Here is an 18,648-nt window from a genome sequence, read left to right as displayed (position 1 = left end):
TTTTTAGATAACCGATAAGGATTCAGATTAAACGGAGGCAATGATGGACAGAGCGACAGTTGTCATTACCGGCGGTTCAAGCGGTATAGGAAAAGCTCTTGCAAAAGAATATGCAGCGAGAGGCATGGATGTAATTATCGGTGCACGAAGAAAGGATGTATTGGAAAAAACGCAAAAAGAATTGTCGTTTTTTTGTACAAGGGACAATTCCGTTTTTGCATACGAACTTGACGTTTCAAACGGAAAATCGATTATCCGTTTTATAAAAAACTGCATAAAAGACGGAAAGGAAATAGATATACTTATCAACTGCGCGGGTATTGCCGTATGCAAGGAAATTGAAAACACCCTGCCCGAAGAGTTTGCGGACACGGCGGCAATCAATTATCTGGGTACGGCTTTAACGGTTCGTCACGCCCTGCCCCATATAAAAAAGAGTGCCCGCTCGCGCATCGTCAATGTATCTTCAATGGCCGGTGTAATGGGCGTTTACGGTTACAGCGCTTACACGCCGTCAAAATATGCGGTTGTCGGCTTCAGTGAAGTTTTGCGAGCGGAATTGATTCCTTACAAAATAGGCGTATCCCTGGTACTCCCTTCCGACACGGATACGCCCCAGCTTGTAAACGAAAACCGTACCAAGCCCGCCGTTACAAAACAAATTTCAGGAACGATAAAACCGATGACGGCCGAAAAGGCGGCTCAAGAAATAATAAGAGGCATTGAGCGAGGCCGTTTTTTAATTATCCCCGGCTTTGAATCAAAGCTCGTATACACTCTTAATCGCTTGTTTCCCGGCCTTATGTACGCATATTCTAAATTAATCATCAAACAGCATATAAAAAAAAGCACACAGGACGGCAAAAATCGGAGCCTTTATTGATCTTTTCTACAGGTTTTAGCCCGTATCGGCCTCTCTTTTATTGTACCTTTTTCTTTATATGACGGCTATTGAACGTACCCTCTGCAATTTTTTCGGCAATTAAGACATCATCCAATGCCCAGGGTTCTTCATAGACACTTACGGCCGCCTTCAATTTTGCCCAATTAAAGTATCTTATGCGCTCATAGATTGTTTGACTGTCATTTTGCGAACAGATAAAAAGACGGTATAAAATAAAGGCCGTAAAGCCCCCCGCCTTATCCGAAGCCGTATCGTAAGGATAAACGGAGCCAAAAGGGCGGGTATCGGCTTCTCCCGCAAAAAACAAAAAGGGTGTTACGCGGTTTTTCGGTAAAATCAAACATATTTCATCCGGTCCTGCGCTTAAAGACACTTTCCGCGCCATGCCTTTTTCGTCAACAAAGAGAAGATAGGCGGAATCCGGCTGAGGTACCTTCAAAACAACCTTTTCGCAAGTGCCGACAAACGGAAAGCATGTCTGCGCACAGGAGCTTAGACACAGAAATGCACAAAAAAAGAAGGGGACGGCGCAAAGCGGGTTTCGACATAAAATAGAAGTTCTCATACCCTATATATAGGCGCGGTTTGTAAAAAAAAGAGACTTTTTACATAAAATTTTACGTAAATAAAGAGCAAAATGTAAAAAATACGGAAAGAATCAGCCGAGGCAGACGGTATTTTAATACTGCATTAAATAGCGGTCAACTTCCCATTGGCTTACGCGCGTGTTGTATTCACGGCATTCGAGTTTTTTAGCCTTAATATATTTTTCGCTTACGTGCGGCCCCAAAATATTTAAGACAAACTCGTCTTTTTCAAGTTCGGCCAAAGCTTTTTCCAGGGAGTCGGGCAGACTTTCCACATGGGACTGTTCGCGTTCCGTCTTTGTCATTTTGTAGACATTTCCGTTTACCGCTTCGGGAGGTTCGAGATTGTTTTTAACGCCTTCAAGACCTGAGGCCAAAATGACCGCAAGGGCAAGATAGGGATTGGCCGAAGGATCCGGCGAGCGCAGTTCTATACGGGTAGAGTTCCCGCGTGATGAAGGAATACGGATAAGAGGGCTTCTGTTTTGCGCAGACCATGCAATGTGAACGGGAGCCTCCTGGCCGGGAACCAAACGCTTATAAGAGTTTACCAGGGGATTGAGTATAGCGGTCATTCCCTTGATGTGTTTCATAATACCCGCTATAAAGCTGTAGGCTTCGCGGCTTAAACCGTTTATATCGTCGGGATTGTAAAAAATATTCGTTCCGTTTTCGGACATTGAAAGATTTATATGCATACCGCTTCCTGCAACACCGAACACGGGTTTGGGCATAAAGGTTGCGTGTAAACCGTACTTATGCGCAATGGTTTTAACCGCAAGTTTAAAGGTCATCACGCGGTCGGCCGTTTCAAGGGCATCGCCGTATTTAAAGTCGATTTCGTGCTGACCGGGAGCGCATTCGTGGTGAGAAGCTTCGATTTCAAAGCCCATTTCTTCCAAGTTCAATATAATATCGCGCCTGACATTTTCACCCGGATCTATGGGACCCAAATCAAAATAGCCTGCATCGTCAAAGGTTTTTAAAGTCGGCTTTCCTTTTGAGTTTGTACGGAACAAAAAAAACTCGCATTCGGGCCCGACATTAAAGGTATAGCCCAAAGAAGCGGCTTCATCGAGTACTTTGCGCAAAACACGGCGCGGACAGCCTTCAAAGGGCAGCCCGCGGGTTGTATATACATCACAAATAAGGCGCGCAACGCCGTCGGCTGCGGGGCGCCACGGAAAATGAGTATAGCTGTTCACATCGGGGTAAAGATACATATCCGATTCTTCTATGCGGACAAAGCCCTCAATCGATGAACCGTCGAACATGCACTGATTGCTCAGGGCTTTTTCCAATTGACTGACGGTAATCGCCACGTTTTTAAGAGAGCCGAGAATATCGGTAAACTGCAAACGTATAAAGCGAATCCCCTGTTCGTTCGCTTTTTTTATAATATCCTGTGCGGTAAGAGAAGCCACGGTTATCCCCTTGGGCTGAGAATGGACTGTTCGGAATCCCTAAAATGAAACCGTATTTTAGAGATTGCTCATTATATCAAAATAAAAAAGGTCTTGCAAGCAGGGGATTGTGTATGATTTCTCTCTTGTTATGCCGATATATATTGTATGAACGATTTGTCTCTGTTTTCGATTTTGCGCAGCGTTATCACCGATTATCGCGTAATAGCGGCCTTTGTTACGGTTTTATTATATTTGAATTTTATATTTTATGTAGTGCGCTATAAGAAAAAAAAGGGCGGATCTAAAAAGCGGCTTGTAAAAATAAAAGCCGCCGCTCCGGCACCCGCAGCCGAAAATGCGGAAGCGGGAAGTGAAACGGAAGAAGGAAACTCGGAAGCCGATACGGGAGAATAATTTTTTAAATAAAGAACTTTTTTTTATCTACACGCCCGCTTTTTATAAGTTCATACAACATTTCCCCGGCATCTTCTTCGGTTACGATATTGCTCCCCGCAATCGGAGCATATAAGCCGTTTTGTTCCCTGCAAAATACCGAAAGAGCTTTTTTAAAGCCGTATCTTTTACGATTTTTACATAAAAACCGCATAAAACTTTCGACATCTTCCGCCGTATTTTTTGCCTCTTTTTCGCAGATGTCGCAGCCGGAACATACGCAGTTTTCTTCGCCGAGAGCCTTTAACAATACCTCTCTACGGCAGCTTAAAGCATTTGCAAAATCGGAAAGTACCGCATAGCGCTCACCTTTTTCCGCGCTTTGCTTGTCCGCTTTTTCTTTATCCTGAAGCGCCCACAACAAAAGAGCCCGGGCAGGCTGTCCGTCGCGTCCTGCGCGCCCCGCTTCCTGCACATAGGCTTCCGCGGTGGAAGGCGCGTCGTAATGGATAACGGTACGGATATCCTTTTTATCCACTCCCATGCCGAACGCACACGTGGAAATAAGCACCGCATCTTTTTTAGGATAAAACCATTGTTCCGTTTCGGCCTTTTCTTCGCGCGTTAAACCGGCATGGTAAAAGCGCACGGTATCGGTTTCGCCGCGTCTGTATAAAACATCGCGCAGTATAAGGGCAAGTTCCTTTGTGCGGCTGCGGCTTGCACAAAAAACAACTGCGGGGCGCTTTTCCTTCATAACCAGTTCAATAAGTGCGGGTGTTTTAGCCGCACGGCGGTGCACCGAATAATGTATGTTCGGCCTGTCGGTTTCGCCGCGCACAATGTGAACGTCATTTGCGAATAAAACTTCGGCCACGCGATTTAAAACGGTGTCGGAGGCGGTCGCTGTAAAAGCCGTTACCGTTTTGCAGCCCAACTGCTGTATAATCCTGCCCAGCTCTAAATACGCGGGGCGGAAACTGTCGCCCCATTCGCACACGCAGTGCGCTTCGTCTATCGCAATGTGAGCTATAGTGCATTCGGCCAAACGCTTTACCAGAGGTCCGCTTTGCAGTACTTCGGGGTTTGCCAGTATAAAGCGGGCGCCTCTTTTTATGCGCTCAAAACACTCATTCCGTTCGTCCTCGCTTTGACCGCCGCGGAAGACAACCGTATCGAGCTTTGCTTCATCGAGGCGGCGCTTTTGGTCGTTCATAAGGGCAAGCAGGGGATAGATAATCAGCGTAGGTCCCTTCAAAAGAAGGGCGGGAACCATAAAGCACAAAGACTTTCCGGCTCCCGTAGGCAAAAGCACGATTTGATTTCCCCTCTCCCCTTCTTCGGCGGCTTCAAGGATATTCGCAATAACCATGCGCTGCCAGGGATAAAGATAAGCGATACCGAAGTACTTTTGCGCGGCATCTGCAACCGGGTCGGCGGCAACCGGGTCAACGGTATGAACCGCCGCGTCAACGGGTACACCGCAGTTTGGCCGACAGTATAAATCGGCGTTTACACTGCCGGCGCCGTTTTTCAGGGCTATTTTATATTCTTCCTGCATACACGCTCCTATAGTATATATAGGCGCAGACTGCATTTTTTTTAGACTTTTTGTAAAAAAAATTGTATAAAACGGAAAACAAGTCTAAAAAAAGGTTGCAGAAATTAAAAGAAAATAAAAAAAGCTGTCTTAAAAGCGCTTACTTTTCCGACAGCCTGAATCTTATTACTCCCCGAACCTTATTCGGCCCTTATTGTCGTATTTTTTACGACAACGTCGTGCGATGAGCCTTCGGCGATTGACGCTTGGGAAACAAGGGTAATGCGCGCTTTTTGCTGCAATTCTTCAATGTTTAAAGCGCCGCAGTTACACATTGTATGGCGGATTTTACTCATACTCACACCCACATTGTCGTGCAAACTTCCCGCATAGGGAACGTAGGAATCGACGCCTTCTTCAAACGACAGTTTGGCGCTGCCTCCGAGGTCGTAGCGCTGCCAGTTGCGCGCGCGGTTCGAGCCTTCGCCCCAATATTCTTTAACGTAATTGCCGTTTATAATCAGCTTATTGGTCGGGCTTTCGTCAAAGCGGGCAAAATAGCGGCCGAGCATTACAAAGTCCGCTCCCATTGCCAAAGCAAGGGTCATGTGATAATCGTGGACAATACCGCCGTCCGAGCAAATCGGAATATAGACGCCCGTTTTTTTATAATACTCGTCGCGCGCTGCGGCTACCTCGATAACGGCGGTTGCCTGCCCGCGCCCTATACCCTTTTGTTCGCGCGTTATACAAATGGAACCGCCGCCTATACCGATTTTTACAAAGTCCGCTCCGGCTTCGGCTAAAAACAAAAAGCCTTCTTTATCGACGACGTTCCCCGCACCCACACGCACTTCTTTTCCGAATTCGGTATGAATATCGTTGAGGGCGCGCTTTTGCCACTCGGTAAACCCTTCAGACGAATCAAGACAAAGCACATCGGCACCCGCTTTTAAGAGGGCGGGAACCCTTTCCATATAGTCGCGCGTATTTATACCCGCCCCCACAACATAGCGGCGGCGGCTGTCGAGCAGTTCAAGCGGGTGCTCTTCGTGGCTTGCATAATCTTTTCGGAACACCATCGAAGTAAGACAGCCGTTAGGCGCAACGACGGGAAGACAATTCAGCTTATGCTTCCAAATCACATCGTTCGCTTCGCTTAAACTTATGCCTTCCTTGCCGGTAACCAAGTCCGCAAGCGGCGTCATATAATCGCGGATAAGGGCTCCCGGCGGCGTGTGCGAAATGCGGAAGTCGCGGCCCGTTAAAATACCGACAAGGCGGCCTTCGGCGGTTCCGTCCTCGGTAACGGCAATGGTCGAATGCCCCGTGCGCGCGGTCAGTTCGAGGGCTTCGTGCAAAGTTTGGTCCGGACGGAGGTTTGAATCGGACGATACAAAGCCCGCCTTATGTCCCTTTACCTTTGCAACCATTTTAGCCTGATTTTCGATGCTTTGCGAACCGTAAATAAAGGAAATACCGCCCTCTTTTGCCAAGGCGATTGCCATTTTGTCGTCGGAAACCGACTGCATAACGGCGGAAACGAGGGGAATGTTCATATAGAGTTCGGACACTTCACCCTTGCGGAATTTTACCACAGGCGTGCGTAAACTCACCTTTGAAGGAATGCATTCTGCCGACGAATAGCCGGGAATTAAAAGATATTCGGAAAATGTATGCGATGTTTGTTCGTAAAAATATGCCATAGATAATTATAAAGGCCTTGCCGATTGTTGTCAACTATGGCAGATGACATTTTATGAGCCGAACAGTCTGCGGGCATTTTGCAGTACCGCGGCGGCCAATTCTTCGGTAGACAAGCCGCGGATATTCGCAACAAAGCGGTAAGTGTGTTCAATGAGCAACGGGGTGTTCGGTTTTCCGCGGAAGGGAACGGGGGCCAAATAGGGGGCGTCGGTTTCCAAAAGCAGGCGGTCGGCGGGAATAAAGCGCACCAGTTTTTCGGTTTCGCTTATTTGTGCTTTTTTTGCGTATGTTACCGAACCTGAAAGCGATATGTACCAGCCCTCGTCCAAAAAAGCGCGCGCTTGTTCGACACCGTAAGAATAACAGTGCAGCACGCCTTTTTTTTCGCCCGCGTTTTTAATGCCCGCAAGGGTTTGCTCAAAGGCGTCGCGCGAATGAACGATAAGGGGAAGCTCCAATTCCCGCGCCAGCTCAAGCTGCATATCGAACAGTTCGCGCTCCCCTTCTTCGTCGGCATCGTCGGTATTCCAGTGGCGGTCAAAGCCGCATTCGCCGATTGCACACAGGCGCTTTTCATCGCATAATTCAATTTGTTCGCGCAAAACGTCCATATGCAAAAAGCGGTCGGCAATCGCCTCTTTATCCGGCCAAATACCCGCACCGAAACGCAGCATTGAAGCAGCCCGCTCTTTAAGCGATGAATCCTGAACGGAAGCGGTTATGCCGTTTATAAAATCGATACGCTCTTTTAAATCGTTCGAGCGGGTACCCGAATCCAAAACAAAGGGTACTTTTTTATCGGCAAGCTCACGTATAACCGAGGCGGCGTCTATACCGCGCCCGGCAAGATAGGTTAAATGGCAGTGGGTATCGGTAAACATCGGTTCGGGGGCGGCCTTATTTTACCACTTCATAGGGCCAGCTTATAATACCGCCGAAATCGTAAATTGCCGTATAGCCTAAGGCTGCAAGTTTTCCCGCAGCATTGCGGCTTCTGGCCCCCGAACGGCAGTATACGAGGATTTCGGCGTTTAAGTCGGGAAGCTGAGCCGGACGGCTTGAACCGATGGTTTCGTTGGGAATTACAATAGCACCCGGAATGTGCCCCGAATCGTATTCGGCCTGTGTGCGCACATCAACGATGATTACGCCGCCCTTATCCATACGGGCCTTTGCTTCCTGAGCGGAAATTGTAGAAAAGCTATTCTTTTGCATATTTTTCTCCTTTGCACCTAAGGCTCCCAAACAGGAAGCGCATACAATCAAAGCGGCATAGACAGCAATTTTTTTTACCGCTTTTACAGCTTGTTTTTTCATACATACCTCTTTATAAATCGTTATTTTTCCGTTACCGCTTATTTTCCGCAGCGGCAATTTTTTCCAAAAGTGTAATGCCTTCAATATACATACGCGGAATATGAAAGGGACCCTTATACATATTTCCCTTAAGCGGCGTTGAAAGGGTTCCGTCGCGGTGAAAATAGCCGTAACATTCGCCGTATTTTTTATCGGGAAAGCGCTCGTGAAAATAGTTGTGCGCAAGGCTAAAGCGCGTTTGATATTTTTTTTGTCCCGTCAGGTAATAGGCATACAGCGAAGCGATAACCGCTTCGTTTTGCGGCCACCAGAATTTCATATCCTGCCAATATTCGCTGAGGCTTTTATTTTCGATGTCGCGGAAATATATAATACCGCCGTACTTTTTATCCCAGCCGCGCTCCCACATCCAATCGAACATATCGAGGCCCAACTTTTGTAAGTCTTTATCGCCGCGCTCAATCCCCTCTTTCATTATAAACCACGAGCCTTCTATAGCGTGCCCCGGATTTAAAAGACGGCCTTCAAAATGCTCATACTGAACCGAACCGTCCGGAGCGCACTGTTCGAGCACCGCCTTTAATTCGGGCTTTATAAAATACGTTTTGATTTCGTCTAAAAGAGTGTCGATGTACCGGTTGCAAAAATCTTCGCCTTCCATATTGAATTGACGCAAAGATGCACGCAATTCCGAAACGGTATTCAATAAAATCATCGGAACGCCGAAACCGCGCGCGAGGGCGTTTTTTTCATCGAATTTGGGAATAAGCAGACCGGGTGTTGAGCGTATTTCGTCGATTTTTTTAAGCAGATTGAAGGCTTTTTGTACGTAAGATGCTTGACCCGACGAGCGGCCGTAAGAGGCAAAACCGACTACCGCAAAGGTTTCGCTGAAAAAATAGCGCAGGCGCTTTATAACCGGCTTTCCGTCCCCGGTAAGGCGAAAATACATTCTTCCGTCGGCCTTATCGGTGCAGTGCTTTTCTATAAAGTCCGCCAAAGAGCGGCAGGCATCCAAGTATTCGGGGTGTTCTTCTCCGTAAGAGGCGGCCTTCATATAGGCGTGTGCGAAGGTCCACAAAGCGCGGCCCTGAAACCACACCGATTTATCGCTTTCCAAAAGGCTTCCGTCCCTGTCCAAGCCCGTGTATATTCCGCCGTGAACGGAATCCATACCGTACTGTAACCAAAAAGGCAGCACCGAGCCGGTAAGATTTTTCTTATAAAACGAAAGCAGTTTTTTTGCATTGAATTCTTTTGTTGCCGTATGCATATCGGCTTCTACGGTATAACAAGCATTCGGCTTTGTCAAGACAGGGCGTTTGCATAAAGGAACCGCGCCTTCCCCGTTCGGGGAACGATGTTTTCCCTGTACGGGGAACAGGTGCTTCACCGAGCGGGGAATGGGCTCTTCACCGAGCGGGGAGTACAGCCCTTAAGCTTTGGCGGTGCAAGGCAGTTTATAGACAATTTCGCGTAATTCTTTAAGCGTTTTATTGCCGGTGCTGAACTTGGTGCGTACTATTACCGTAACATTGCCTGCCGGTACCGCCGCAGGTACGCGGGCGATAAGCGGATGTCCGGCAAAACTATACAATTCCCCGTTTTCGTGTTACACTGTGAATGAAGGAGGTGATGGAAGAATGTCTAAACACAAACGCAGCTACAAAGATTCTGTTTTTGTCGATTTGTTCGCAGAAGACGAAAAAGCAAAAGAAAACTTTTTATCACTCTATAATGCCTTGCACGGAACAAACCTGCCTCTATCCTGTCCCGTAGAAAATATAAGGCTTGATAACGTAATGTATATGAACATTATAAACGATGTTTCCTGCCTTGTGGACGGTAAAATCATCGTGTTGGCTGAACACCAATCTACCATAAACGAGAATATGCCTTTACGCTTTTTGCAGTATATCGCTCGGCTGTACGAAAAACTGCAAGCACCGACAGACAGGTATCTGAGAAAGCTGTCAAAAATACCCGCGCCCGAATTCTATGTTTTCTATAATGGTGTAGAAGATTATCCTGAAACCGCAATTCTAAAACTCTCCGATGCTTTTATAACGAAATCCGCACCCGCACCCTTGGAGTTGACGGTGCAGGTTTTAAACATCAATACAGCTAAAGCACATAAAGTTTTAGCCGCGTGCAAACCGCTTGAAGAATACAGCCTCTTTGTAGAAGAGGTACGAAAGCAAATGCAGCTCGACAGCGAAAACGGCTTTACCAATGCGGTAAAGATATGCATAGACAAAGACATCTTAAAAGACTACTTACAGAGAAAATCACGGGAGGTAATAAACATGTTAATAGCTGAATACGATTACGACACCGACATCGCGGTACAAAGACAAGAAAGCCTGATGATCGGCATACAACAAGGTCTTGAAAGAGGTTCTCACCAAAAAGCTATTGAAACGGCAAAACTGATGAAACAAGCAAATTGCGAACTTAGCTTTATTTTGCAAATGACAGGACTTTCCAGAGAAGAAATAGAAGTCTTATAAAAATGTGTGGTATTGAACATGTTAATAGCTGAATATGATTGCGACACCGATATAGCCGTACAGCGTACTTTGCAGACAAAGCCTCTTTGATACGGTGAGCAAAGAGGCTTTGATAGTGAATGTTAAGCTTTGGCGGTGCAAGGCAGTTTATAGACAATTTCGCGTAATTCTTTAAGCGTTTTATTGCCGGTGCTGAACTTGGTGCGTACTATTACCGTAACATTGCCTGCCGGTACCGTCGCAGGTACGCGGGCGATTATTTGGCTCGGCTGGTTTACCGAGAGGCGGCGGGTTACTTTGTGCTCGGTGCCGTCCGCAAGGCGGAAAAAGACTCCCTGAGATGCGTCGGTTTCGTCTATTTTAAGCTTGTTGCCTTCGATGATAATGTCGTCGCCTATTGTTAAGGTGCCGTCGTTTAAGGGGAGAGAGGACACCCCGTTCCGGGCAGGGTTTCCTCTCTCCCCTTGCCCCCTCTCACTTTCCCGCACAGCCAAAGGCCTCGCCGGCCTTTGGAATCCGGCCTATGCAGCTGACAGCTGTATGTTCGATATTATCTTTAAATGTGAGCAATTCTTCAGAATTGCGAACCTAAAGCTATTTTTATGCGATGTTTCGCGCTTGTCGCGAAACTCGACGTTGAAGCGAGCGGCGCTATGTAAGCCGTAAGCTTCAACCGTACGTTTGTGCACCTTTTCGTCGTAGGGGGCGTTTTCGGTAGCCCACACACCCGACACGCGCGGGCTTATTTGCACCAAGCCGTCCATAAAGCTCACTCCCTCTTGGATAAGGTCTTTTACCGCCTTGTCGCGCATGTTGAGGATATTGATGATGGTTTCTTTTCGGAACTCTGTGCGCTCCTTTGTGATGATTTCCGCAATGTCCTCGTTACGCTGAGTTGCGGCGTGAGCGTGAACGTCCGCAATACAGTCGCGGTCGTTTTCCTTGGTTAAGGTGTTGGGACGTAAGTACACTTCCCAAACGCTTTTCTTTTTTGCCATAAAAACCTCCTTGGTTAGGGGGAGAGAGCACCTGCTTAAAAGCATACGTCCTGTATGCTTTTAAGCTCGAGTTTTTTGCAAGCAAAAAACTCGCCGAACTTACACGGGCGGACATCCTGTCCGCAGTTCCTCTCTCCCCTCATTCGCAGTCCCGAACAGGATGTTCGGGAAAGCTTTATATCCCCGACGTTTTAGGCGGTGTACACACCGCCTAAAACTCGAAGCATAAAATCGCACACGGATGTGCGATTTTATGCACCGCACTGCCAAAGGGCTCTGCCCTTTGGAATCCCGAACATACAGCTAAAACTGTATGTTCAATGTTACCTTTAAGTGTGAGCACATTTTCAAATGTGCGAACTTAAAGCCGATTATCCGCGATGTTTATGACGGGCATAAGCCCGTCATAAACTCGACGTTGAAGCGAGCGGCGCTATGTAAGCCGTGAGCTTCAACCTGTACCCGCCGTTCCCGCTGTTCCGTAGGAAAAGCGGGAAATTTCTTTTCACAGTCCCGGCACGGATGCCGGAACAGTTCCATATAAACAAGATTGCCTGCGGCAAACCGTTTGCCGTAGGCAATCTTGAAGCATACAATCGGACAGGACGTCCGATTGTATGCACCGCCCCTAAGAACCCGGCCTATACAGCTGACAGCTGTATGTTCAATGTTACCTTTAAGTGTGAGCACATTTTCAAATGTGCGAACTCAAAGCCGATTATCCGCGATGTTTATGACGGGCATAAGCCCGTCATAAACTCGACGTTGAAGCGGGCGGCGCTATGTAAGCCGCCCGCTTCAACCCTACTCCATCGTTACAACAATGCCGAATGCTTCAGCGTTGTTGTCGGTAAGGACGGTTACTTGGGCATCGGAGTCAGGGGTAATGCCGGAAGTGAACTTCCAATAGGCGGCTTTTCGACCGCCGCCGGTATAGAGAAAACCTGCCGCATAGATGTCGTTTCCGAAAACGTAGAGGGCATTCACCGTGCCGCTCTCGGTGCTTAACTGTATGGCTGTAAAGGAGCTGTCCTTTCCCTTCCATACACAGGGCTTGCCGTCGTTGCTCATCCCGCCTATAAAGACAAGGCCGTCTTTTGTACAGACGGCGGTTGCGTCGGAGCCGGCGGACGTTCCAAGTTCCGTTTCCGTTATCGCTGCGCTTGAACCCGTGCCCGTAACCTTCCATACCGCAGCATTGCCTGCCGCATTCCGTCCTGCAGCGTAGGGTGTGCCGTCCAAAAGGCATACCGCCTTGGGATGTACAGAGCTTCCCGTAGCCAGTTCCGTTTCGGTGCGCGAGTCTTTGTCAAGAGCTTTGTTTATTGTCCATAAGGCACCTTTTGTTTGGGAGGAGTCGCTGTTGTATATTGTTCCTACGGCATACAAGGCCGAAGGCGATGAGCATACGCCGTAAGCTATCGAACCTTCCTCCGTTCCCTCTCTTGTATGCAGATGAGCGATGCGCACTCGCGTTTTGTCCGTTATGTCGGCAACGGAGGCTTCCCCCAGTCCGTCTTTTTTGAGCTTTCCCGCTATGTAGAGGGAAGCGCCTTCGGTTAAAATTGCATGTGCGAAGGTCCAGCCTTCGGGACTTTTCCAGTGTACATTGTTTTCTTTCCATACAACAGCATAAGATTCTCCGGAAGCATCCTCATACCCTGTACTGTAGGCTTTTCCGTCTTTAAGGGTAAGGGAACGTGCTAATCCTCTAGTCATTCGCGAGTCCATAGGCAGTTCGTGCTTGGTGCCGTTTTTCCAATAATGGGGCTTCGGATTTCCGCCTGTTGTTATAGAGCCTGCAAGGTAGACAACCTTTGTAAGCGTTGTGCCGCCGCCCGTGTTACCGCCGCCCGAGGCGTTGGGGCAGGCGGTAATAAGCAGTGCTAAAAGTGCGGCTGTGATGAGTGCCGCGGCTCCCTTAAAAGTGCGGACGGGGACTGCTGTCCGATTTCCTAAAAATGTAGTTCTTTGTTTTGTGTTTTTCATTGTTTTTCTCCTTAATAAATAATTCATAATTCTTATCTGCACACGGACGTGCAGAAAAGCTATAGATAATGAGTTTTGGGCAAAGCCCAAAACCCGAGTTCAAAACCGAACAGGACGTGCCGAATGCCGCACATAAAACATCCTGTTTTAAATCCTGCACACGGATGTGCAGAAAAGCCGTTAGTAATGAGTTTTGCGCAAGCAAAACTCGGTTTAAAAACCGCACAGGACGTGCGGTTTTTAAACCGATTACGGGGGTTTGTGTCTAAAAAAAGAGGGTACGGGCTTTACCCTACGCTCTTTTATATGCGAAGTGTGTTTTGTGTGTGAGTGAAAATGTATTTGGGCACAGCTAGCCCTCAGCTGTGAAGCTGTGAAGCTGTGAAGCTGTGAAGCTGTGAAGCTGTGAAGCTGTGAAGCTGTGAAGCTGTGAAGCTGTGAAGCTGTGAAGCTGTGAATTTTGCGCGTGGATGCGGTACCGTGTCAAGTACTTTTGCCGTTTTTCCGAACTTTTTTGAGAACTCTTTATTGTACTGTTTAAGCGGTTTATTTTGCCGTTCATAAGTCCTCGCAGTTCACATTCCTCCATTCACTTTCCGGCGCATACACGGATGTATGCTAAAGCTATAGGTAAGGAGTTTTACGCGGAGCGTAAAACTCGGATTAAAGAGCGGACACGATGTCCGCTCTTTAAACATTATAATGCAAGTTTTTGAGAATAACAACTTTTCGGGAAAGTTTTTTGTAATTTGTTTTTGGGAAAGTGCGAGGGGCGAACTTTGAACTTTGACATTCGCAGTCGGTGTCGTAGTCATATTCGGCCAGTAACATGTTGATTCTTATAAAGCTTTCACTTCTTCAATACTTAAACCGGTAGCTTGAGCGATATTTTCGATGGGAAGATTCATTGCAAGTAAGTTTTTTGCCGTTTCAAATGCCTTTTGGTACGCGCCTTGTTCAATTCCTTGTTGTATGCCTTCTTCCCGTGCGTCCATTTCGAAGGCCGACATAAAGCGGTATTCCTGCCGCGCCTGTTCGTTTTGTTTTACAGTCCGTATCATTGCTTCTATCCTCCCGGTGAGATCAGTATTTGCCGCACCCGTTTTCAGATATTCCAAAAAGCCTTTCAGCTCCGCGTCTTCGACTTTGCTGAATGCTTCCGCATTGATTATAATCTTTTTTGTTCCGTCTTGTAAGGGGGTATGCAAGTCTTCAAGGCAAATATTCTCGAATGTATAAAGAGGTTTCCCTTTTCCGAGTGCATCGAATACGCAGACGAAAATAATATAGCTGTCGTTTAATGTTTTGTAGTGAGCACCTTTGTCTAAGAATGAAATGTCGATTGCTGCCTGATAATAACGCATACGCTTCGGAATATTGTGTTCGTTGCTTATCTGCATTTCAATATCGTAAGATTTGCCGGCTTCGTCTTTTATAAGAAGGTCAAGACGTACCGACTTGGATTCAGAACCGGTAACAACAGCGTTTTGAGATGACAGATAGGTGATTTTCCCGATTTTATCTGCTAAAACCATTTCAAGAAATTCTTTACATATGGCTTCGTCCCGCATTACCTTGCAAAACATAAAATCGTCGGCAAGGGTCAGCTCATCAAATTTTTTTTTCATCGGCACATCCTCGTTTTTCCGGCCTGCACACCGTTACTAATCCGACTTTGTTTTCAAAACCGCTAAAAAGGCGCTTTGCGGAAGTTCCACATCGCCGACCATTTTCATGCGCTTTTTGCCCTCTTTTTGCTTTTCAAGCAGTTTGCGCTTACGGGTAACGTCGCCGCCGTAGCATTTGGCAAGTACGTCTTTTCGCAGGGCGTTAACCGTTTCGCGGGCGATAATTTGTCCGCCTATGGCGCCCTGTATTGCAATTTTAAATTGGCGGCGGCTTATTTCTTCTTTTAACTGACCGCAGACACTGCGCGCGCGTTCAATCGCATTTCCCCTAAACACAAGGAGCGATAGGGCGTCCACCTTATTGCCGTTAATTAAAATATCAACCTTTACCAAATCGGTGTCGCGGTAGCCTATAACTTCATAATCGAAGGAGGCATAGCCGCGGCTGTAGCTTTTTAAGCGGTCGTAAAAATCGAACAACACTTCGGCAAGGGGCATTTCGTAGATAATTTCAACCCGCTTTTCGTCGAGATACTGCATATTGGTTTGGGAGCCGCGCTTTTCGGTACACAGGGCCATAATCGAGCCTAAAAACTCGGCGGGGGTAATAATGGACGCCTTTATGTAGGGCTCTTTTGCCCAGCGTATAAGCCCCTGATCCGGATAGTCTGCGGGATTATCGACAAAAACTTCCGTGCCGTTTGTCATACCCACCTGATAGCGTACCGAAGGGGCGGTAAAGATAACCGATTGGTCAAAGTCGCGTTCCAAGCGCTCCTGCACGACTTCCAAGTGCAAAAGGCCCAAAAAGCCGCAGCGGAAACCGTGTCCCAAAGCCAAAGATGCGTCCTTTTCGTAGGTTAAACTTGCATCGTTCAGCTTGAGTTTTTCCATGCTGTCGCGCAGTTCTTCGTAATCGTTTGTGTCCACCGGATAAATCGACGAAAAGACAACCGGCTTTACTTCTTTAAAACCGGGCAGCACTTCGTCGGCGGGGTCGTCGGCAAGGGTTACCGTATCTCCGACGCGCACATCGGAAACGGTTTTAATGCCTGCAATAAAATAGCCGACATCGCCCTCGTTCAGTTCGCGCGTTTCTTCCAGTTTGATTTTAAACACGCCGGTATTTTCGATTTTGTACTCGGAGCCGGACGACATAAAGCGTATGGTTTGTCCCGGCTTGATTTTGCCGGCGAACATACGGATATGAACGACAACCCCGCGGTAGGGGTCGTAGCGGCAGTCGAACACGAGGGCCTTCGTTTTTCCGCCCGTATCGTGAATAGGAGGCGGAATGCGCTGCACAATTGCTTCAAACAAGTCATCGATACCCTTACCCGTTTTCGCCGACACAAGGACTGCGTGTTCGGGGTCCAAGCCCAAATCGTGTTCTATTTGGCGCTTTACCGACGGAATGTCCGCAGCCGGAAGGTCGATTTTATTGATAACCGGAACGATTTCAAGGTCGTGTTCGAGGGCCAAGTACATGTTCGATAAGGTTTGAGATTCAACCCCCTGTGCCGCGTCAACCAGCAGCAAGGCGCCTTCGCACGAAACGATTGCGCGTGATACTTCATAAGAAAAATCCACGTGGCCGGGCGTATCGACGAAATTCAATTCGTAGGTTTTGCCGTCCTGCGCGGTATAGGGAATCGTTACCGCCTGGCTTTTAATCGTAATGCCGCGCTCGCGCTCGATATCCATATTGTCGAGTATTTGATTTTGAAATTGGCGCGCATCGATAATATTGGCCTTTTGTATAAGCCTGTCCGAAAGAGTCGATTTACCGTGATCTATATGCGCAACAATACAAAAATTGCGTTTTTGTTCCAAATTTGTCATCGGTATATTCTATTAGAAAAGATAAAGACTGTCCAGAGGCGCGCCGACGGCAAGATTCACGTCCAAATAACCGCTTTTCCGCTTTTTTGTATAGAGTTCCGCATAGACGGCGCCCTCGTCTTCAAACAGTTTGGTGCGGATTATTTCAACCGGATCGTTGGGCGAAAAACCGCTTTCGTCGGCAATGCCGCCTTTTACAACGGAGCGCACGGTAAATTTGCGCTTATTGCCCACCGAAGAGTGAACCAGTTCCATACCGAAAAGGGGATAAAACATACGGTATTCGGCTTCGCGCTCGTAAATCGTTTTTCCCGGATATTCGCTTCGGACATCGAGATAGACAAGGGCTTCACCCGGTATTTGTGCCCCCACTTTGTCGTCCGCAGACTGCTGTTTGCCGTCTGCCGGCGTTTTATTGTCCGCCCTCACTTTATCGTCCGGCGGCGCGGTTTCGGTTTTTGCAGGACGGCGATATTCGATACGCGCAAGAGAATCGGGGCGGCAGCCTATAAGCACAAACTGTAAATCCTCGATATTCCGCACGGCTTTTCCGTTGACGGCGCTTACAATATCGCCGGGTAAGAGTCCCGCACGCGAAGCGGAACTTCCGGGCATAAGATACAGTATTTCAACACCCGCTCCCGTTTTATCGGAAGGCTTGTGTTTAAAGGTACGCCCGTAAGCGCCCATCCATGCATGTTCGGTTTCGCCGCCCGAATATAAAAGTTCCAAAACGGTTTTAAGGTACTCGACGGGAATCGCAAAGTTTAAGCCCTGAAAAGCCGGAAGCCCCGCAAAGACAATGCCCTGCACTTCTCCCTTTTCGTTTACCAGAGGGCCTCCCGAATTGCCCGAATTGACGGCGGCGTCTATTTGCATAACCGAAACGGTGGATAAAAGCTTGCGGTCAAAAGAAGAAACGATGCCGGAAGTAATCGTGCTTTCCAAGCCCGCAGGAGAGCCTATGGCGTAGATGCGCTCCCCTACCGCAAGATTTTCCGATGACCCCAGAGTGAACACGGAAGGAGGCTTTATTTCGGTTTTTAACAAAGCCAAATCGAGGGTTTTGTCCCAGCCTATAACCTTAGCCGGGATGCGGGTTTCCGAATCGGAGGCTTTTTTTATATAGAGTTTACCGTAGCCCTCGTACTTGGGGTCCACCAAGTCGGCTATAACGTGGTGATTGGTAATAATATAGCCGCGCTCGTCGATAAAAAAGCCCGAACCGATAACGCGGGAAGCATAGCCCATGCCCTTTTCAACCTTGACGCCCAAGTCGACCCACACGGTAACGCTTCCTTGAATAAGGTCGGCGAGGGTTTTATCGGCTTGACGGGACGGCAAAACGGGAAGATTTTTAAAAGCGGTTTCGGCTTCAATGCGCGCTTTCGCAAACTCGGCACTTGGCTCAAAAGCAAGGCCGAGGGCACTATATGCGGTTTCCAAGCTTTCGGCAAAGCGGAGGGCTTCGGCATATTTTTTATCCCGATTTTTTTCATATACGAGTTTTTGCGTATAAGAGGCGCATTCATCGAATAAAGCACGGGCGCGCCGTATACAGTCATCTTTGTGTTCAAAATCGTCGGGACGTGCATCCGTTTCCCGGACAAGAAGGGCCGCCCGCCATAGGGAGCGTAAGGGGGAGGTTTCCCGTTCTTTTGCTATATCCTCCGTTTCTTTAACAAATATGCGCTCATCGGTAAAATCGGGAATACCGTAATCGGCTTTACGCGAAAGGCAGGAGCTGCACAAAAGAAAAATAGAGAGAAAAAAAAGAAAAGCCGGACGGCGCATAAATGTAAACGGCGGCACTAAAAAAACTCCTTT

Annotated in this window: 17 protein-coding genes; 3 read left to right on the top strand and 14 right to left on the bottom strand. The window is 47.8% G+C overall.

Annotation, left to right across the window (positions count from 1 at the left end):
* Positions 1 to 43 precede the first annotated feature (43 nt).
* Entirely contained in the window at positions 44 to 883 is an 840-nt protein-coding gene (locus V1L52_RS04020; RefSeq protein WP_428771019.1) for an SDR family oxidoreductase, read from the top strand.
* Between the two features lie 37 nt (positions 884 to 920).
* On the opposite strand, the gene V1L52_RS04015 is transcribed toward V1L52_RS04020, so the two are convergent.
* Together V1L52_RS04015 and glnA are read right to left on the bottom strand one after the other, a co-directional pair.
* Positions 921 to 1,343, bottom strand: a complete 423-nt coding sequence (locus V1L52_RS04015) for a hypothetical protein (protein WP_428771018.1) — start codon at positions 1,341 to 1,343, stop codon at positions 921 to 923.
* A 240-nt stretch (positions 1,344 to 1,583) separates the two neighbouring features.
* On the bottom strand, positions 1,584 to 2,915 hold the full coding sequence (gene glnA / locus V1L52_RS04010; RefSeq protein WP_428771017.1) for a type I glutamate--ammonia ligase: 1,332 nt from the start codon (positions 2,913 to 2,915) through the stop codon (positions 1,584 to 1,586).
* Between the two features lie 147 nt (positions 2,916 to 3,062).
* Between glnA and V1L52_RS04005 the strand changes: the two genes are divergently transcribed.
* Complete coding sequence (locus V1L52_RS04005; protein ID WP_428771016.1) at positions 3,063 to 3,311, top strand: hypothetical protein; 249 nt, start codon at positions 3,063 to 3,065, stop codon at positions 3,309 to 3,311.
* A gap of 4 nt (positions 3,312 to 3,315) precedes the next feature.
* Here V1L52_RS04005 and V1L52_RS04000 read toward each other — a convergent pair whose 3' ends face one another.
* The 6 genes from V1L52_RS04000 to V1L52_RS03975 all read right to left on the bottom strand — a co-directional run bounded on the left by V1L52_RS04000 (position 3,316) and on the right by V1L52_RS03975 (position 9,451).
* The gene (locus tag V1L52_RS04000) at positions 3,316 to 4,851 is read right to left on the bottom strand and encodes a RecQ family ATP-dependent DNA helicase (protein ID WP_428771015.1); all 1,536 of its coding nucleotides are present in this window, start codon (positions 4,849 to 4,851) and stop codon (positions 3,316 to 3,318) included.
* 179 nt (positions 4,852 to 5,030) lie between these two features.
* Positions 5,031 to 6,536 (bottom strand): IMP dehydrogenase, encoded by a 1,506-nt coding sequence (locus tag V1L52_RS03995; RefSeq protein WP_428771014.1) that lies wholly within the window; start codon positions 6,534 to 6,536, stop codon positions 5,031 to 5,033.
* A 51-nt stretch (positions 6,537 to 6,587) separates the two neighbouring features.
* Complete coding sequence (locus V1L52_RS03990; RefSeq protein WP_428771013.1) at positions 6,588 to 7,418, bottom strand: TatD family hydrolase; 831 nt, start codon at positions 7,416 to 7,418, stop codon at positions 6,588 to 6,590.
* Positions 7,419 to 7,434: 16 nt separating this feature from the next.
* Positions 7,435 to 7,854 (bottom strand): rhodanese-like domain-containing protein, encoded by a 420-nt coding sequence (locus tag V1L52_RS03985; protein ID WP_428771012.1) that lies wholly within the window; start codon positions 7,852 to 7,854, stop codon positions 7,435 to 7,437.
* 31 nt (positions 7,855 to 7,885) lie between these two features.
* Positions 7,886 to 9,127, bottom strand: coding sequence for an AGE family epimerase/isomerase (locus V1L52_RS03980; RefSeq protein ID WP_428771011.1), 1,242 nt, complete (start codon positions 9,125 to 9,127; stop codon positions 7,886 to 7,888).
* Between the two features lie 162 nt (positions 9,128 to 9,289).
* Positions 9,290 to 9,451, bottom strand: a complete 162-nt coding sequence (locus tag V1L52_RS03975; RefSeq protein ID WP_428771010.1) for a DUF4469 domain-containing protein — start codon at positions 9,449 to 9,451, stop codon at positions 9,290 to 9,292.
* Between the two features lie 46 nt (positions 9,452 to 9,497).
* On the opposite strand from V1L52_RS03975, the gene V1L52_RS03970 reads away from it, so the two are divergent.
* Positions 9,498 to 10,364 carry an Rpn family recombination-promoting nuclease/putative transposase gene (locus tag V1L52_RS03970; RefSeq protein WP_428771009.1) on the top strand — a complete coding sequence of 289 codons (867 nt, stop codon included), beginning with the start codon at positions 9,498 to 9,500 and terminating at the stop codon, positions 10,362 to 10,364.
* A gap of 122 nt (positions 10,365 to 10,486) precedes the next feature.
* On the opposite strand, the gene V1L52_RS03965 is transcribed toward V1L52_RS03970, so the two are convergent.
* From V1L52_RS03965 to V1L52_RS03940, 6 genes are all read right to left on the bottom strand, one after another.
* Positions 10,487 to 10,852, bottom strand: coding sequence for a DUF4469 domain-containing protein (locus V1L52_RS03965; RefSeq protein ID WP_428771860.1), 366 nt, complete (start codon positions 10,850 to 10,852; stop codon positions 10,487 to 10,489).
* Between the two features lie 33 nt (positions 10,853 to 10,885).
* Positions 10,886 to 11,362 (bottom strand): DNA-binding domain-containing protein, encoded by a 477-nt coding sequence (locus V1L52_RS03960; RefSeq protein ID WP_428771008.1) that lies wholly within the window; start codon positions 11,360 to 11,362, stop codon positions 10,886 to 10,888.
* 804 nt (positions 11,363 to 12,166) lie between these two features.
* Positions 12,167 to 13,351, bottom strand: a complete 1,185-nt coding sequence (locus V1L52_RS03955; RefSeq protein ID WP_428771007.1) for a hypothetical protein — start codon at positions 13,349 to 13,351, stop codon at positions 12,167 to 12,169.
* An 839-nt stretch (positions 13,352 to 14,190) separates the two neighbouring features.
* Positions 14,191 to 14,979 (bottom strand): Rpn family recombination-promoting nuclease/putative transposase, encoded by a 789-nt coding sequence (locus tag V1L52_RS03950; protein ID WP_428771006.1) that lies wholly within the window; start codon positions 14,977 to 14,979, stop codon positions 14,191 to 14,193.
* 36 nt (positions 14,980 to 15,015) lie between these two features.
* Positions 15,016 to 16,821, bottom strand: coding sequence for a translation elongation factor 4 (gene lepA / locus V1L52_RS03945; protein ID WP_428771005.1), 1,806 nt, complete (start codon positions 16,819 to 16,821; stop codon positions 15,016 to 15,018).
* 12 nt (positions 16,822 to 16,833) lie between these two features.
* A complete protein-coding gene (locus tag V1L52_RS03940; protein WP_428771004.1) occupies positions 16,834 to 18,633 on the bottom strand; it encodes a S1C family serine protease in 1,800 nt (599 codons plus the stop codon).
* Positions 18,634 to 18,648 lie beyond the last annotated feature (15 nt).

Source organism: Treponema sp. HNW (genome assembly GCF_050320395.1).
In the GTDB taxonomy this organism is placed as follows: Bacteria; Spirochaetota; Spirochaetia; order Treponematales; family Treponemataceae; genus Treponema_C.
Note: the sequence above shows the minus strand (reverse complement) of the source record. Positions and strands in the feature narration are given on the sequence as shown.

Coding starts and splice junctions, on each gene's coding strand:
- V1L52_RS03970 (WP_428771009.1), top strand. CDS start 9,498: ATGTCTAAACACAAACGCAGCTACAAAGATTCTGTTTTTGTCGATTTG.
- V1L52_RS03960 (WP_428771008.1), bottom strand. CDS start 11,362: ATGGCAAAAAAGAAAAGCGTTTGGGAAGTGTACTTACGTCCCAACACC.
- V1L52_RS03990 (WP_428771013.1), bottom strand. CDS start 7,418: ATGTTTACCGATACCCACTGCCATTTAACCTATCTTGCCGGGCGCGGT.
- V1L52_RS03995 (WP_428771014.1), bottom strand. CDS start 6,536: ATGGCATATTTTTACGAACAAACATCGCATACATTTTCCGAATATCTT.
- V1L52_RS04005 (WP_428771016.1), top strand. CDS start 3,063: ATGAACGATTTGTCTCTGTTTTCGATTTTGCGCAGCGTTATCACCGAT.
- V1L52_RS03950 (WP_428771006.1), bottom strand. CDS start 14,979: ATGAAAAAAAAATTTGATGAGCTGACCCTTGCCGACGATTTTATGTTT.
- V1L52_RS03985 (WP_428771012.1), bottom strand. CDS start 7,854: ATGAAAAAACAAGCTGTAAAAGCGGTAAAAAAAATTGCTGTCTATGCC.
- V1L52_RS03980 (WP_428771011.1), bottom strand. CDS start 9,127: ATGCATACGGCAACAAAAGAATTCAATGCAAAAAAACTGCTTTCGTTT.
- V1L52_RS03955 (WP_428771007.1), bottom strand. CDS start 13,351: ATGAAAAACACAAAACAAAGAACTACATTTTTAGGAAATCGGACAGCA.
- V1L52_RS04000 (WP_428771015.1), bottom strand. CDS start 4,851: ATGCAGGAAGAATATAAAATAGCCCTGAAAAACGGCGCCGGCAGTGTA.
- lepA (WP_428771005.1), bottom strand. CDS start 16,821: ATGACAAATTTGGAACAAAAACGCAATTTTTGTATTGTTGCGCATATA.
- V1L52_RS04020 (WP_428771019.1), top strand. CDS start 44: ATGGACAGAGCGACAGTTGTCATTACCGGCGGTTCAAGCGGTATAGGA.